This window comes from Qipengyuania gaetbuli, assembly GCF_009827315.1.
GTDB classification, from domain to species: Bacteria; Pseudomonadota; Alphaproteobacteria; order Sphingomonadales; family Sphingomonadaceae; genus Qipengyuania; species Qipengyuania gaetbuli.
Genome location: NZ_WTYF01000004.1, coordinates 1659757 through 1673680, shown reverse-complemented (window position 1 = coordinate 1673680; position 13924 = coordinate 1659757). Strand labels below are relative to the sequence as shown.

Genomic DNA, 13924 nt, shown 5'->3' with positions numbered 1-13924 from the left:
ATTGCCCTTCCTAGGCTGACGCGTGGCTGAAGATGTCGTGGTCGTCCCAGCCGAGGATATCGAGGTGGGCGCGTGCAGGAAGGAAATCGAAACAGGCCTGCGCCAGTTCCGTGCGGCCTTCGCGTTCCAGCCTGCGGTCGAGCTCTTCCTTGAGGCGGTGGAGGAAACGCACGTCGCTGGCAGCGTATTCGCGCTGCGCGTCGTTGAGGACCGGGCCGCCCCAGTCGCTGCTCTGCTGGACCTTCGACATGCTTTCGCCGAGCAGTTCCTCGACGAGGTTCTTGAGGCCATGGCGGTCGGTGAAGGTGCGCACCATCTTGCTGGCGATCTTGGTGCAATAGCAGGGCGCCGCGGTGACACCGAGATAGTACTCGATCGCCGCGAGGTCGAAGCGGGCGAAGTGGAACAGCTTGAGCCGTTCGGGATCGCCGAGCACCGCCTTCAGATTGGGCGCGTCATAGGTGCTTTCGGGACCGAAGCGCACGAGATGCTCGTCGCCTTTCCCGTCGCTGATCTGGACGACGCACAAACGGTCGCGAATGGTGACGAGGCCCATCGTCTCGGTATCGACTGCGATCGGCCCGTCGGCGAGGACGCCTTCGGGGAGGTCTTCTTCGTGGAAATGCACTGCCATGCCCCGCGCCTTAGGCTGATTGGGGATTGTAGGGAAGGGCGGACTGGTCCGCGCTGCGCACTCGCGGCAGGGTGGGGCGCATGAGCGAGAGCGTCCCCGAAAGCTGGAAACCGGTCCTCGACCCCGTGCTGGCCACGGCCGAGGCGCGCCAGCTGGGCGGCTGGCTGCGCGCCGAAGAGGACGCGGGCAAGACCGTCTATCCGCCGCGCGGGTGCCGGCTGAAGGCGCTGGAGCTGACCGCGCTCGAGGATGTGAAGGTCGTGATCCTCGGGCAGGATCCCTATCACGGGCCGGGCCAGGCGATGGGTCTGTGCTTTGCCGTGCCCGAAGGCGTGCGCGTGCCGCCGAGCCTGGTGAACATCTACAAGGAGCTGGAGGCCGATCTCGGCATCCCGCGCCCGGCGCATGGCGATCTCAGCAAGTGGGGCCGGCAGGGTGTGCTGCTGCTCAACAACACGCTGACGGTCGAGGCGGGACAGGCGGGCAGCCATGCCGGGCGCGGCTGGGACGCGGTGACCGATGCCTGCGTGGCGGCCGTGGCCGCGCGCGAGGAGCCTTCGGTGTTCATCCTCTGGGGCAGCCATGCACAGGCCAAGGCCAAGCGGATCGAGGGCCTGCGCAGCGGCCCCCACCATGTGATCGAGAGCCCGCACCCCAGCCCGCTGTCCGCCCATCGCGGCTTCTTCGGATCGCGGCCGTTCAGCCGGTCCAACAGCTTCCTTGCAGCGAAGGGGCGTGGGGCCATCGACTGGGCCTTGTAGGACGCGCGTTGAACCTGCCGTGGGCGGGCCTACAGGATGGAACGCTTGGAACACGGTCCAGGTGGAAATGTTCTCAGGCGGCTCGCAAGCCTCTGCATAGCTATTCAGAGTTGGAGAGTGGGGCTGCGGGCATGAGCCGGATGTGGCACGGCTAAGCTTCTGTAGGAAAACGCTTTCCCGTCCTGAGATCTGCTTTCGGCAAAGCGCTCGACGTCGCTTGGCGATTGTGACACGCGCTTTTGTCAATTTCGCGTTCAGTCGGCTGCATGCCATTATGGTGCAATGCAACACGATCTTCCCGAGAACGACGGGCGCGCGCTGATCGCCGCCGCCATCGCCTCGCGCCGCATGATCCGCGCGCGCTACAATTCGAGCGAGCTCACGCTGGCTCCGCACCAGATCATCCTGCGCAACAATGCGCTCTATCTCGGCGCGCTCAATCCGGCCAAGGCGCGGCGCTCGGACGAGCTGCCTTCGCTCGGCCATTTCAAGATCGACGGTCTTTCAGATATCGACATGACCGAAGAATCATTCGTCGCCCTGCCGCCCGAATTCTGCGTGCCGCCGCGCGAAGGCGACCAGCTGATCTTCGACGGCGGGTGAAGCGGGCCGCCTAGCGCGGCAGCTCGCTCTTGCCCATCAGCGCCTCGTCCACCGCGCGCGCCGCCTGGCGGCCTTCGCGGATGGCCCAGACGACCAGGCTCTGGCCGCGCCGCATGTCGCCGCAGGCAAAGACGTTCGGCTCGCTGGTGGCATAGCGGTTGGTGTCCGCCTTGACGTTGCCGCGCGCATCCAGCTCCACGCCCGCCCGGTCGAGCAGGCCGCGGCGCTTGGGTCCGGTGAAGCCCATGGCGAGCAGGATCAGGTCGGCCTTCAGCGTGAAGCTGCTGCCTTCCACTTCCTGCATGCGCCCGTCCTTCCATTCGACACGCACGCATTCGAGCCCGGCGACATCGCCATTCTCCTCGACCACGCGCTTGGTCAGGACGGCCCAGTCGCGGTCGACGCCTTCCTCATGGCTGGAAGAGGTGCGCAGCTTCAGCGGCCAGTCGGGCCAGGTCAGCGCCTTGTCTTCCTTTTCGGGCGGCTTGGGCATGATTTCCAGCTGGGTCACGCTGGCCGCGCCCTGCCGGTTGGACGTGCCGACGCAGTCGCTGCCGGTGTCGCCGCCGCCGATCACGATGACGTGCTTGCCGGTCGCGGTCAGGCTGCCGCGCGGGGCGGCGCGCACTTCGTCGTCGCCCGCATTGCGCTTGTTTTGCTGGGTCAGGAATTCCATTGCTAGCCTGACACCCGAAAGTTCGGAGCCGGGAATGTCCAGCTTGCGCGCTTCCTCCGCGCCGCCTGCCAGCACCACTGCGTCGAAATTCTCCTTCAGCGCCTCGAAGCTGACTTCCACGCCGACTTCCGACGAGGTGCGGAATTGCACGCCTTCAGCCTCCATCTGCACCGCGCGGCGGTTGATGAGGTGCTTTTCCATCTTGAAGTCGGGAATGCCGTAGCGAAGCAGGCCGCCGATGCGGTCGGACTTCTCGAACACGGTCACGGCATGGCCGGCGCGCGCCAGCTGCTGCGCGGCAGCCAGGCCTGCGGGGCCCGACCCGATCACGGCGACGGCCTTGCCGGTCTGCCGTTCGGGGACCTGCGGCTTGATCCAGCCTTCCTGCCACCCGCGATCGACGATGGCGCATTCGATCGACTTGATGGTGACCGGGCTGTCGACGATGTTGAGCGTGCAGGCCGCCTCGCACGGGGCGGGGCAGATGCGACCGGTGAACTCGGGGAAGTTGTTGGTCGAGTGCAGGACCTCGAGCGCGTTCTTCCAGTCGTCCTCGTAGACGAGGTGGTTCCAGTCCGGGATGATATTGTTCACCGGACAGCCGTTGTGACAATAGGGAATGCCGCAATTCATGCAGCGCGCGGCTTGCTTGCGCAGCGCCTCGCGGTCGTGCGGGACGACGAATTCCTTGTAGTTCTTCAGCCGCTCTTCCGGCGGCAGGTAGGTGCGATCCTCGCGTTCGTATTCGAGGAAGCCGGTTTCCTTGCCCATTATTCTGCAGCCTCCATTGCCGCAGCCTCGCGTTCGTCCTCGAGCGCCTTCAGCGCCCGGGCGTAGTCGCGCGGCATCACCTTGCGGAAGTTCTTCAGTTCGCCTGCCCAGTCGGCCAGCAGCGCCTTGGCGCGCGCCGAGCCGGTGTGGAGGAAGTGGCGTTCGACCAGCACCTTCAGGCGCTCGGCATCGTGGTAGAGCGGATCGCCCATGCCGGGATTGTCGACCGTCTGGGCGCGCTGCTGCGGGTGGCCCCAGCTCTTTTCCGCGCCCTCGCCGTCACCCGGCTTCACGTCGAGCAGGTCGACCTGCGCGTGGTTCACCAGCTTCTCGAACGAGCCGTCGGGATCGTAGACATAGGCGATGCCGCCGCTCATCCCGGCGGCGAAATTGCGGCCGGTCTTGCCGAGCACGCAGACCACGCCTCCGGTCATGTATTCGCAGGCATGGTCGCCCGTGCCTTCGACTACCGCGACCGCGCCCGAGTTGCGCACCGCGAAGCGTTCGCCCGCGACGCCGGCGAAATAGGCCTCGCCCGCGATCGCGCCGTAAAGGACGGTGTTGCCGACGATGATGTTCTCGGTCGGCTCGCGGCCGGTGCCCTGCGGCGGGCGCACGGCGATGCGGCCGCCCGACAGGCCCTTGCCGACATAGTCGTTGGCATCGCCCGTCAGGCTGAGCGTGACGCCGTGGGCGAGCCAGGCGCCGAAGCTCTGTCCGGCCACACCGGCAAGGTCGATGCGGATCGTGTCCTGCGGCAGGCCCGAATGGCCATAGGCTTCCGCGATCCGGCCCGACAACATGGTGCCCACGGTTCGGTTCACATTGCGGATGGTGCGGCTGATCTGGACCGCCTGACCGCTTTCGATGGCGGGCTTGCAGGCCTCGATTAGCTCGACGTCCATGGCCGAGCCCAGCGCGTGGTCCTGCTCTTCCGTGTGGTGCAGCGCCTTGCCTTCTTCCAGCGGGACCGCGTGGAGGATGCGCGACAGGTCGACGCCATGCGCCTTCCAGTGGCGGCGCACGCGGCGCATGTCGATGCGGTCCACGCGGCCGACCATTTCCTCGACCGTGCGGAAGCCCATCTCGGCCATGATCGCGCGCAGTTCCTCGGCGACGAAGAAGAAGTAATTGATGACGTGCTCGGGCGTGCCGGTGAAGCGCTTGCGCAGCACCGGGTCCTGCGTCGCCACGCCGACGGGGCAGGTGTTGAGGTGGCACTTGCGCATCATGATGCAGCCCGCCGCGATCAGCGGGGCAGTCGCGAAACCAAACTCGTCCGCGCCCAGCAGCGCGCCGATGGCGACGTCGCGGCCCGTGCGCAGGCCGCCGTCGACCTGCACCGCGATACGGCTGCGCAGATCGTTGAGCAGCAGCGTCTGCTGCGTTTCGGCAAGCCCGATTTCCCACGGGGATCCGGCATGGGTGAGGCTGGTCAGCGGCGATGCGCCGGTCCCGCCTTCATAGCCCGAAATGGTGATATGGTCGGCCTTGGACTTGGAGACGCCCGCGGCCACCGTGCCGACGCCGACTTCGGACACCAGCTTCACCGAGATGCGCGCTTCGGGCTTCACGTTCTTCAGGTCGTGGATCAGCTGCGCGAGATCTTCGATCGAATAGATGTCGTGATGCGGCGGCGGCGAGATGAGGCCCACGCCCGGCGTCGAATGGCGCACCTTGCCGATGCGCTTGTCGACCTTGTGGCCGGGCAGCTGGCCGCCTTCGCCGGGCTTTGCGCCCTGCGCCATCTTGATCTGGATATCGTCCGAATTGACGAGATATTCGGTCGTCACGCCGAAGCGGCCAGAGGCGACCTGCTTGATGCGGCTGCGCATCGAATCGCCATTGGGCAGCGGCAGGAAACGCTCCGGCTCCTCGCCGCCCTCGCCCGTGTTCGAACGGCCGCCGAGGCGGTTCATCGCGATGGCGAGGGTCGAGTGCGCCTCGTGGCTTATCGAGCCGAAGCTCATCGCGCCGGTGCTGAAGCGCTTGACGATATCGACCGCCGGTTCGACTTCGGACAGGTCGAGCGGGCGCTCGGCCTTCTTCAATTCCATCAGCCCGCGGATCGTCAGCAGGCGTTCGGACTGCTCGTTGATCGAGGCGGCGAATTCCTCGTAATTCTTCGGGTCGTTACCGCGCACCGCGTGCTGCAGGCTGGCGATGTTCTGCGGCGTCCAGGCGTGGTCTTCGCCGCGGATGCGGTACTGGTAGATGCCCCCCACATCGAGCATGCCCTTGTACAGCGGGCTGTCGCCGAAGGCCTGCGCGTGGCGGCGCACCGCTTCTTCCGCGACCTCGGCAAGGCCGATGCCCTCGATGGTGGTCGCCGTGCCGGTGAAATAGGTGTCGACGAAGTCGCTCGACAGGCCGACCGCATCGAAGATCTGCGCCCCGCAATAGGACTGGTAGGTCGAGATGCCCATCTTGGACATGACCTTGAGGATGCCCTTGCCGACCGCCTTGACGAAGTTCTTCTGCACTTCATCGGGCGTGAGGTCGGGGAACTTGCGCGCGCGCAGGTCTTCCAGCGTCTCGAAGGCGAGATAGGGGTTGATGCCTTCCGCGCCGTAACCGGCCAGCGCGCAGAAATGGTGCACTTCGCGCGCTTCGCCCGTCTCGATGACGAGGCCGGTCTGCATGCGCAGGCCCTGGCGCACCAGCTGGTGATGCACGGCGGCCGTGGCGAGCAGGGCCGGCATGGCGATCCGGCCCGGGCCCTGTTCGCGGTCCGACAGGATCAGGATGTTGGCATCGCCGAGCACCGCTTCGGTCGCCGCCCAGCACATTTCCTTCAGCGCCATGGCGAGGCCGTCGGCGCCGGTGCTGGCATCCCAGGTGATGTCGATGGTCGCGGTGCGGAATGCGCCGTCCAGCGCCACTTCGACCGAACGGATCTTCGCCAGCTCGGTATTGGTGAGGATCGGCTGCTTGACCTCGAGGCGCTTGTGCGTGCCGCCGTCACGGCCGAGCAGGTTCGGACGCGGGCCGATCATCGACAGCAGGCTCATCACCAATTCCTCGCGGATCGGATCGATCGGCGGGTTGGTGACCTGCGCGAAGTTCTGCTTGAAATAATCGTAGAGCAGGCGGCTCTTTTCGCTCAGCACCGCGATCGGCGTGTCGGTGCCCATCGAACCGATCGGGTCCTCGCCCATGGAGGCCATGGGTTCGAGGAAGCGGCTGATGTCTTCCTGCGTGTAGCCGAAGGCCTGCTGGCGGTTGAGCAGCGCGATGTCCGACTGCGGGATTTCCGACAGGTCGGGCTCGATATGGTCGAGGTCTTCCAGCTTGTACTGGGCCTTTTCGAGCCATGCCTCGTAGGGCTGGTCGGCAGCGAGGCCGGCCTTCAGTTCCTCGTCCTCGACGATGCGGCCTTCCTCGAGGTCGATCAGCAGCATCTTGCCCGGCTGGAGGCGCCACTTGCGGGTGATTTCCTCTTCCTTGAACGGCAGCACGCCGCTTTCGGAAGCGAGGACCACGAGGTCGTCCTTGGTCGTGCACCAGCGCGCAGGGCGCAGGCCGTTGCGGTCGAGGCACGCGCCGATCTGGCGGCCGTCGGTGAAGCACACGGCGGCCGGGCCGTCCCACGGCTCCATCAATGCGGCGTGGTATTCGTAGAAGGCGCGCCGGGCGGGATCCATCAGCTCGTTCTTCGCCCAGGCTTCGGGCATGAGCATCATCATCGCATGGGCAAGGCCGTATCCGCCGGTCAGCAGCAGCTCGAGCGCATTGTCGAGGCAGGCAGTGTCCGATTGCCCGTGCGGGATCAGCGGCCACATCTTGTCGAGGTCGGCGCCCAGCAGTTCGCTTTCCATCGTGCGGCGGCGCGCTTCCATCCAGTTCACATTGCCGCGAACCGTGTTGATTTCCCCGTTGTGCGCCATGAAGCGATAGGGGTGAGCGAGCCGCCAGCTGGGGAAGGTGTTGGTGCTGAAGCGCTGGTGCACGAGGCCCAGCGCCGACACGCAATCGGGATCGCGCAGATCGTCATAGAAACTGCCCACCTGGTTCGCCAGCAGCAGGCCCTTGTAGACCACGGTGCGGCTGGAGAAGCTCGGGATATAGGCTTTGCTGAGGCCCGGGATGCCGTGCTTGGCTTCCAGCGCGGCGAGCGGGTTCAGCGTCTGCTTGCGGATGACCACCAGCTTGCGCTCGAAAGCGTCGCGGTCTGCGCAGTTCGGCCCTCGCGCGATGATGCACTGGCGGATGACCGGCATGGAATCGACCACTGCCTTGCCCAGCCCGTCGAGCGTGGTCGGCACGTCGCGCCAGCCGATGACGCGCTGGCCTTCCTTGGCGGCGAAGCGTTCGAGCTGGCCTTCGACGAATTCGCGCGCTTCGTCCTGCTGCGGCAGGAAGCACATTGCGATGGCATAGTCGCCCTCGTCCGGCAGGTCGTGGCCTTCGGTCTTCGCCCACTTGCGGATCAGCGGGTCGGGGGTCTGGATCAGTATGCCCGCGCCGTCGCCCAGCAGTGGGTCCGCGCCGACCGCGCCGCGATGGTCGAGATTGGCGAGGATGGTGAGCGCCTGTTCGACGATCGCGTGGCTCTTCTTGCCCTTGATGTGCGCGACCATGCCGACGCCGCAGGCATCGTGCTCGTTGCGCGAATCATAGAGCCCCTGACGGGCCGGGTAAGAAGTATGCAGGTCCTGCATGTGCCGAGGCGTCCTCCAGTCGGACCCGCCTCGTTTGCGTGCCCGGAGGGCCAGCTGAAGACGGGTCGAAAATGCCGCAGTGCCGCATGGCCGCACTGCCAAAATTTCGCGAATGGTCCCTTTGCAGGCACGAAAGCGATTTTGCAATGGCACGGGACGGTAGCAAAATTTCACGCGACCCAAGTTTTGGCGCGTTTTGCCGCATTGCAGCATGGAAGAATTCGTATCCGCCTGTGCAAGCGCACAAGCAGCAGGCGGGGTCAGTCGGGCTTGCCGACGCGTCCCAGCTTGTCGAGCGCGCTGCGCAGTGCGGCCTGCGGGTCCTCGCTGCCCGGTCCGGCCGGCGGCGCCGCGCGGGCAGCCTCGCGGCGCAGGAAGGAGATGACCTGGTCGGGATCTTCCTCGGCAGGCGGCGTGGCGGGCGCGGCCTTGCGAGCCTCCAAGGCGGCGGCAAGCCGCGAGGTCAGCTGGTCGAGCGAGAGATCGGCGAGCGATTCGCGCGCTGTGGGCGCCGCAGGGCGCACCGGTGCCGGTTCTTCAGCCGGGGCCTCGACCTCTTCGACTTCCTCCAATTCCGCCTCGATTTCGGGCGCGGCAAGCGCCTCGGCGGTTTCGGTCACGGCAATGCCTTCCTCGCCGATATCCTCGCGGGCGGAGAATACGCGGCGGCGCGACTGGTCTTCGGCCACAGGTTCCGCTTCTTCAGTTTCGGGCGCGATCTCCACTTGCTCCACCAAGGCGGCGCGCCGCGCAAGGCGCGATGCGATTACGAGGCCGAAGAGAAAGCCGACGACGCCTGCCGCCACGGCGACGGCGGCAAAGCCCGCCATGCCCACGGGCGGCTCGAAGAAGCGGTGCAGGCCGGTCAGCCCAGCGCTCTGGAACAGGGCGTCGCGGGTATCGGCGGGGGTTACGTAGAGCACGCCAAGCGTGCCTGCGCCCACGAGCATCCCGAACCACAAGCCCACGGCAGGCCTGAACCAGGCCTTCGTGGTCAGCGTGCTGTCATTGTCCACGTAGCTCATCGGGCCTCAAATCCTTGCGGGCTCAGCGCCCTTGCCCCTGCGCTTGTAGCAGCTTGGCGTAAACGTCGCGATAACGGGAGACATTGCGTGCCCAGTCATGTTTGTCCGCGACATGGGCGCGGCCGGCATCGCGCATCGCGTCCCAGCCGGCGCGCGCATCGATGAAGCGGGCCAGCGAGGCCGCCATCGCCGCCGGATCGTCGGGCGGGAAGAGCAGGCCGGTCACCCCGTCCTCGATCAGTTCGCGGTGTCCGCCGACGTCGCTGGCCGCCACGATCCGCCGCTGGGCCATCGCCTCCAGCGGCTTCAGTGGCGTCACGAGGTCGGTGAGGCGCGATTTCTTGCGCGGATAGGCAAGTACGTCGATCAGCGAGTAATACCGTTCCACCTCGGAATGCGGCACGCGGCCGGTGAAGCGGATGGCATTTTCTGCGGGGGAGGCTTGGGCCTGCGCTCTCAGGGCCTCTTCCATCGGTCCGCCGCCGACCAGCAGCAGGCTGGCCGAGGGATGCTTTTCGCGCAGGGCGGGCATGGCGGCGATCAGGTCGTCGAGCCCCTCGTAATCGTAGAAACTGCCGATGAAGCCGATGACCGGCCCCTCGCCCATGCCGAGTTCGCTCGCCAATGCCTCGTCGCGCGGCGGCGGATCGCCGAACAGCGACAGGTCGACGCCATTGGGCGAGATCGCGATCTTGCCCGCATCCTGGCCGCGCGCGACGAGGTCGCCGCGCAAACCCTCGCAGATCGTGAAGACCGCGTCGGCGCGCTTCACCACGCGATTTTCGAGCGCGCGGGTGAGGCGGTACTTGGCCGAACCTTGCGTGCCCGTACCGTTGCCGACCGCCGCATCTTCCCAGAAGGCGCGGATTTCATAAACGAAAGGCAGGCCCAGCGCGCGGGCAGCCTTCAGCCCGGCCATGCCGCATAGTGCGGGCGAATGCGCATGGATGACGTCAGGACGCCAGTCGCGCGCAACCTCCTCGATCCGGCGGCGCAGTGCCGCCACTTCGCGCATTTCGCGCGCAACCGGCGGGCCGGAGGGCGTTCCCGGTGTGCGGTAAAAGGTTAGGCCCTCCACCTCTTCCGCGACTTCCCCGCTGTCCGCACCGCCTGCCGCGTGCCGCTGGCCGGTCACGCCCGCCACTTCGATCCCGCTCGCCTCGAGGCTCTTCAGGATGGCGCGCGTGCGGAAGGTGTAGCCCGAATGCAGGGGCAGCGAGTGGTCGAGGATATGAAGGACCCGTGTCATTGCGCGTCTCCTGTGTCACAACAGGCTTAACGGCGCGTCAACCGCGTTTCGCTATGAGGGTCATGCACGCCGCACCTGCGGCGCATTGGAAAGTCACGCGCGCTTGATCGACAATTTCGCCCTGCTGCTGACCCATGTGCTGATCGCCATCGCGCTGATCCGCCTGCTGGGCCGCGCCGATCTCGATAACGAGGACCTGCTCGAGGTCGAGGAGGAGAAGGTCGAGCGCGAAGGGCCATCGCTGCGCGAAAAGCGGCGCGCCCGCGCCCGGGCGGAGGCGCGCGATGCTTGACCTTGCGCTGTTCCTCGTCGTCATCGGGATGTTTCTGCTAGGTCTGCGCAAGCCCTTCATCTGGGTGCTGGCCTATCTCTACATCGACATCCTCGCCCCGCAGAAGATCGGCTGGTCGCTGGCGCAATTGCTGCCCGTATCGCTGATCGCCTTCCTGCTCGCCTTCGGCGGCTGGGCGGTGGCGGAAAAGAAAGATGGCTTCCGCCTGTCGATGCGGCAGGGCCTGCTGGCGGCGCTGCTGGTGTGGTGCTTCATCACCCTGCAATGGGCCGATTTCCCCGAAGCGGGGGCAGAGAAATGGGCCTGGGTGTGGAAGGCGCTGGTCTTCGCCATCTTCCTGCCGCTGACGCTGACGACCAAATTGCGGATCGAGGCGGCGATGCTGATAACCGTGCTGACGGCCGCTGCGATCATCATCTCTGCGGGCCTCAAGACCGTGGGCGGCGGGGGCGGCTACGGCAATCTCTACCTGTTCGTGAACGACAATTCGAACATCTACGAAAGCTCTACCCTGTCGACCGTGGCGATCGCGCTCATCCCGATCATCCTGTGGTTCATGCGGCACGGCACGATTTTCAAGCCCGACTGGCGGGTGAAGCTGTTCGGCGCGGCGCTGATCTTTGCCTGCTTGCTCATCCCCATCGGGACCGAAGCGCGCACGGGCCTGCTGTGCATCGCCGCGCTCGGCCTGATGCTGCTGCGCGATGTGAAGCGGCGCTTCCTTTACATCGGGGCGGCGGCTGCCATCGGCATTGCCGCGCTGCCCTTCCTGCCGTCCTCCTTCACCGAACGCATGTCGACCATCAAGGAAGCGCAGTCCGAACAATCCGCCTCGACCCGCATGCAGGTGTGGTCGTGGACGCTCGACTATGTGGAGCGCAATCCGCTCGGCGGCGGCTTCGACGTCTACCGGGGCAACAGTTTCACCTACAAGATGCCGGTCAAGGAGGTGGACGGGAATACGGTGCGCGTCACTTACCAGGACGTGACCGAAAGCGGGCGCGCGTTCCATTCCTCGTGGTTCGAGATGCTGGGCGAGCAGGGCTGGCCGGGCCTCATCCTGTGGACGCTGCTGCACGTCACCGGGCTGGTCCAGATGGAGCGCATCCGCCGCCGCTATGCCGGCCGGACCGGGCGGATCGAGGGGTGGCAGGGCCCGCTCGCCAGCGCCTTGCAGTTCGCCAATATCATCTACCTCGTCGGAGCGACCTTCCAGGGGATCGCCTACCAGCCGGTCGTGCTGATGATTGTGGGCTTGCAGATCGCGCTGGCCGATCACGTGAAACGGCGCGAGTCGGCGCTCGACAAGGCGGCCTTCAAGGAGGTCAAGGCAGCCAACCGGCGCGCCGATGCCCGGGCCGCCGCGCCCGATCCCGCCATTCCGTAGGGGCACCGCAAGCGCGGTTGCACGAGCCTTCCGCATAGGCCATGACACCGCCCGTTCGCGCGGGCGCAAACGGCTTCCCGCGCCCCCTTTTATGGCAATCGAGGAGAGACGCGCATGAGCCCCCAGGAAATCGCAGCCAAGATCGGTGAACAGGTCGGCACCAGCGAATGGGTCGAGATGAGCCAGGAGCGCATCAACCAGTTCGCTGACGCCACCGGCGACCACCAGTTCATCCACATCAACGAAGAGATGGCCAAGATGACGCCGTTCGGCGGCACCATCGCCCACGGCTTCCTCACCCTGTCGATGATCCCCTTCCTCACCGCGAACAGCGACGTGCCGCGGGTCGACGGGATCAAGATGGCCGTCAACTACGGCGGCAACAAGACGCGCTTCATCGCGCCCGTGCGTTCGGGCAAGCGTATCCGCGGCCACTGGAAGCTGCTCGAAATGAGCGAGAAGCGTCCCGGCCAGTGGCAGCAGACCATGGAAATCACCATCGAGATCGAGGGCGAGGACAAGCCGGCCCTGATCTGCGAATGGATGACCATGTATTTCGTCTGAGAATAGAATTGCGCTCCGGTCCGCGACCCGGAGCGCCTCCTCCCCGGGGGAAACCGTACCCGTTTCGCTGACCAATATTATCTAAGGAATGACCATGCGTGACGCAGTCATCGTATCCACCGCCCGCACCGCCATCGGCCGGGCCTACAAGGGCGGCTTCAACGACACCAAGGGCGCGACCCTCGGTTCCTATTCGCTGAAGCCCGCGATCGAGCGTGCCGGCATCGATGCCGGCGAAGTCGACGACGTGCTGTGGGGCGCCGCGCTCCAGCAGGGCGCGCAGGCCGGCAACCTCGGCCGCCAGGTCGCGCTGCGTGCCGGCTGCCCGATCGGCGTGTCGGGCATGACCATCGACCGCCAGTGCTCCTCGGGCCTGATGACCATCGCCACCGCGGCCAAGCAGATCATCACCGATCGTATGGATATCGTGGCGGCCGGCGGCCAGGAATCGATCAGCCTCGTCCAGACCAAGGAAATGCGGGTCATGCCCGATCCCGAACTGATGGCGATGCACGGCGCGATCTACATGCCCATGTTGCAGACCGCCGAAACGGTCGCCCAGCGTTACGGCATCAGCCGCGAAGCGCAGGACGAATACGCGCTCCAGTCGCAGCAGCGCACCGCTGCCGCACAGGAAGCCGGCAAGTTCGACGACGAGATCGTCCCCGTCACCACCACCATGAAGGTGCAGAACAAGGAAACCGGCGAGATTTCCGACCAGGAAGTCACCATCGCCAAGGACGAGGGCAACCGTCCCTCGACCACGCTCGAAGGCCTGCAGTCGCTGCAGCCGGTCATGGGTCCGGGTACCTCGATCACCGCGGGTAACGCCTCGCAGCTGTCGGACGGTTCCTCGGCCAGCGTGCTGATGGAAGCCAAGGTCGCCGAACAGCGCGGCCTCCAGCCGCTCGGCCGCTATGTCGGCATGGCGGTTGCCGGTACCGAGCCCGATGAAATGGGCATCGGCCCGGTCTTCGCGATCCCGAAGCTGCTCAAGCGCTTCGACCTCAAGGTCGAGGACATCGGCCTGTGGGAACTGAACGAGGCGTTCGCCGTGCAGGTGCTGTATTGCCGCGACAAGCTGGGCATCGACAACGACAAGCTCAACGTGAACGGCGGCTCGATCTCGATCGGCCACCCCTATGGCATGACCGGCGCGCGCTGCGTCGGCCACACGCTGATCGAAGGCAAGCGCCGCGGTGCCAAGTACGGCGTCGTCACCATGTGCGTGGGCGGCGGCATGGGTGCAGCCGGCCTGTTCGAGATCTTCTGATCCAACACCGGCTTGTTTAAGCCCCTGT

The 13924-nt window shown here is 66.1% G+C and carries 11 protein-coding genes; 6 read left to right on the top strand and 5 right to left on the bottom strand.

Going from position 1 to position 13924, the window contains the following annotated elements; translation table 11 throughout:
* Window positions 1-10 precede the first annotated feature (10 nt).
* Window positions 11-634: a ribonuclease D gene (locus GRI42_RS10655; RefSeq protein WP_160608472.1), complete on the bottom strand. Its 624-nt coding sequence runs from the start codon at window positions 632-634 to the stop codon at window positions 11-13.
* 80 nt (window positions 635-714) lie between these two features.
* Here GRI42_RS10655 and GRI42_RS10650 point away from each other — a divergent pair, with 80 nt between their 5' ends.
* Together GRI42_RS10650 and GRI42_RS10645 are read left to right on the top strand one after the other, a co-directional pair.
* Entirely contained in the window at window positions 715-1395 is a 681-nt protein-coding gene (locus GRI42_RS10650; RefSeq protein ID WP_160608471.1) for a uracil-DNA glycosylase, read from the top strand.
* Window positions 1396-1677: 282 nt separating this feature from the next.
* Window positions 1678-1998, top strand: a complete 321-nt coding sequence (locus tag GRI42_RS10645; protein WP_160608470.1) for a WYL domain-containing protein — start codon at window positions 1678-1680, stop codon at window positions 1996-1998.
* 10 nt (window positions 1999-2008) lie between these two features.
* On the opposite strand, the gene GRI42_RS10640 is transcribed toward GRI42_RS10645, so the two are convergent.
* From GRI42_RS10640 to GRI42_RS10625, 4 genes are all read right to left on the bottom strand, one after another.
* Window positions 2009-3445: a glutamate synthase subunit beta gene (locus GRI42_RS10640; protein WP_160608469.1), complete on the bottom strand. Its 1437-nt coding sequence runs from the start codon at window positions 3443-3445 to the stop codon at window positions 2009-2011.
* Window positions 3445-8106 carry a glutamate synthase large subunit gene (gltB, locus tag GRI42_RS10635; protein WP_160608468.1) on the bottom strand — a complete coding sequence of 1554 codons (4662 nt, stop codon included), beginning with the start codon at window positions 8104-8106 and terminating at the stop codon, window positions 3445-3447. The genes GRI42_RS10640 and gltB overlap by 1 nt, the downstream gene beginning before the upstream one ends.
* A gap of 260 nt (window positions 8107-8366) precedes the next feature.
* On the bottom strand, window positions 8367-9131 hold the full coding sequence (locus GRI42_RS10630) for a hypothetical protein (RefSeq protein ID WP_160608467.1): 765 nt from the start codon (window positions 9129-9131) through the stop codon (window positions 8367-8369).
* 22 nt (window positions 9132-9153) lie between these two features.
* Complete coding sequence (locus GRI42_RS10625; protein WP_160608466.1) at window positions 9154-10380, bottom strand: TIGR04063 family PEP-CTERM/XrtA system glycosyltransferase; 1227 nt, start codon at window positions 10378-10380, stop codon at window positions 9154-9156.
* A gap of 103 nt (window positions 10381-10483) precedes the next feature.
* Between GRI42_RS10625 and GRI42_RS13860 the strand changes: the two genes are divergently transcribed.
* From GRI42_RS13860 to GRI42_RS10610, 4 genes are all read left to right on the top strand, one after another.
* Window positions 10484-10672, top strand: a complete 189-nt coding sequence (locus GRI42_RS13860) for a hypothetical protein (RefSeq protein ID WP_170289993.1) — start codon at window positions 10484-10486, stop codon at window positions 10670-10672.
* Window positions 10665-12059: a DUF5935 domain-containing protein gene (locus tag GRI42_RS10620; RefSeq protein WP_160608465.1), complete on the top strand. Its 1395-nt coding sequence runs from the start codon at window positions 10665-10667 to the stop codon at window positions 12057-12059. The genes GRI42_RS13860 and GRI42_RS10620 overlap by 8 nt, the downstream gene beginning before the upstream one ends.
* Before the next feature lie 114 nt (window positions 12060-12173).
* Window positions 12174-12623 (top strand): MaoC family dehydratase, encoded by a 450-nt coding sequence (locus GRI42_RS10615; RefSeq protein WP_160608464.1) that lies wholly within the window; start codon window positions 12174-12176, stop codon window positions 12621-12623.
* Between the two features lie 94 nt (window positions 12624-12717).
* Complete coding sequence (locus tag GRI42_RS10610) at window positions 12718-13896, top strand: acetyl-CoA C-acyltransferase (RefSeq protein ID WP_160608463.1); 1179 nt, start codon at window positions 12718-12720, stop codon at window positions 13894-13896.
* The last annotated feature ends 28 nt before the right edge of the window (window positions 13897-13924 follow it).

What these genes read in the sequence shown, in the direction of transcription:
- GRI42_RS10655 (WP_160608472.1), bottom strand. Translation starts at nt 634, where the DNA reads ATGGCAGTGCATTTCCACGAAGAAGACCTCCCCGAAGGCGTCCTCGCC.
- GRI42_RS10650 (WP_160608471.1), top strand. Translation starts at nt 715, where the DNA reads ATGAGCGAGAGCGTCCCCGAAAGCTGGAAACCGGTCCTCGACCCCGTG.
- GRI42_RS10645 (WP_160608470.1), top strand. Translation starts at nt 1,678, where the DNA reads ATGCAACACGATCTTCCCGAGAACGACGGGCGCGCGCTGATCGCCGCC.
- GRI42_RS10640 (WP_160608469.1), bottom strand. Translation starts at nt 3,445, where the DNA reads ATGGGCAAGGAAACCGGCTTCCTCGAATACGAACGCGAGGATCGCACC.
- gltB (WP_160608468.1), bottom strand. Translation starts at nt 8,106, where the DNA reads ATGCAGGACCTGCATACTTCTTACCCGGCCCGTCAGGGGCTCTATGAT.
- GRI42_RS10630 (WP_160608467.1), bottom strand. Translation starts at nt 9,131, where the DNA reads ATGAGCTACGTGGACAATGACAGCACGCTGACCACGAAGGCCTGGTTC.
- GRI42_RS10625 (WP_160608466.1), bottom strand. Translation starts at nt 10,380, where the DNA reads ATGACACGGGTCCTTCATATCCTCGACCACTCGCTGCCCCTGCATTCG.
- GRI42_RS10620 (WP_160608465.1), top strand. Translation starts at nt 10,665, where the DNA reads ATGCTTGACCTTGCGCTGTTCCTCGTCGTCATCGGGATGTTTCTGCTA.
- GRI42_RS10615 (WP_160608464.1), top strand. Translation starts at nt 12,174, where the DNA reads ATGAGCCCCCAGGAAATCGCAGCCAAGATCGGTGAACAGGTCGGCACC.
- GRI42_RS10610 (WP_160608463.1), top strand. Translation starts at nt 12,718, where the DNA reads ATGCGTGACGCAGTCATCGTATCCACCGCCCGCACCGCCATCGGCCGG.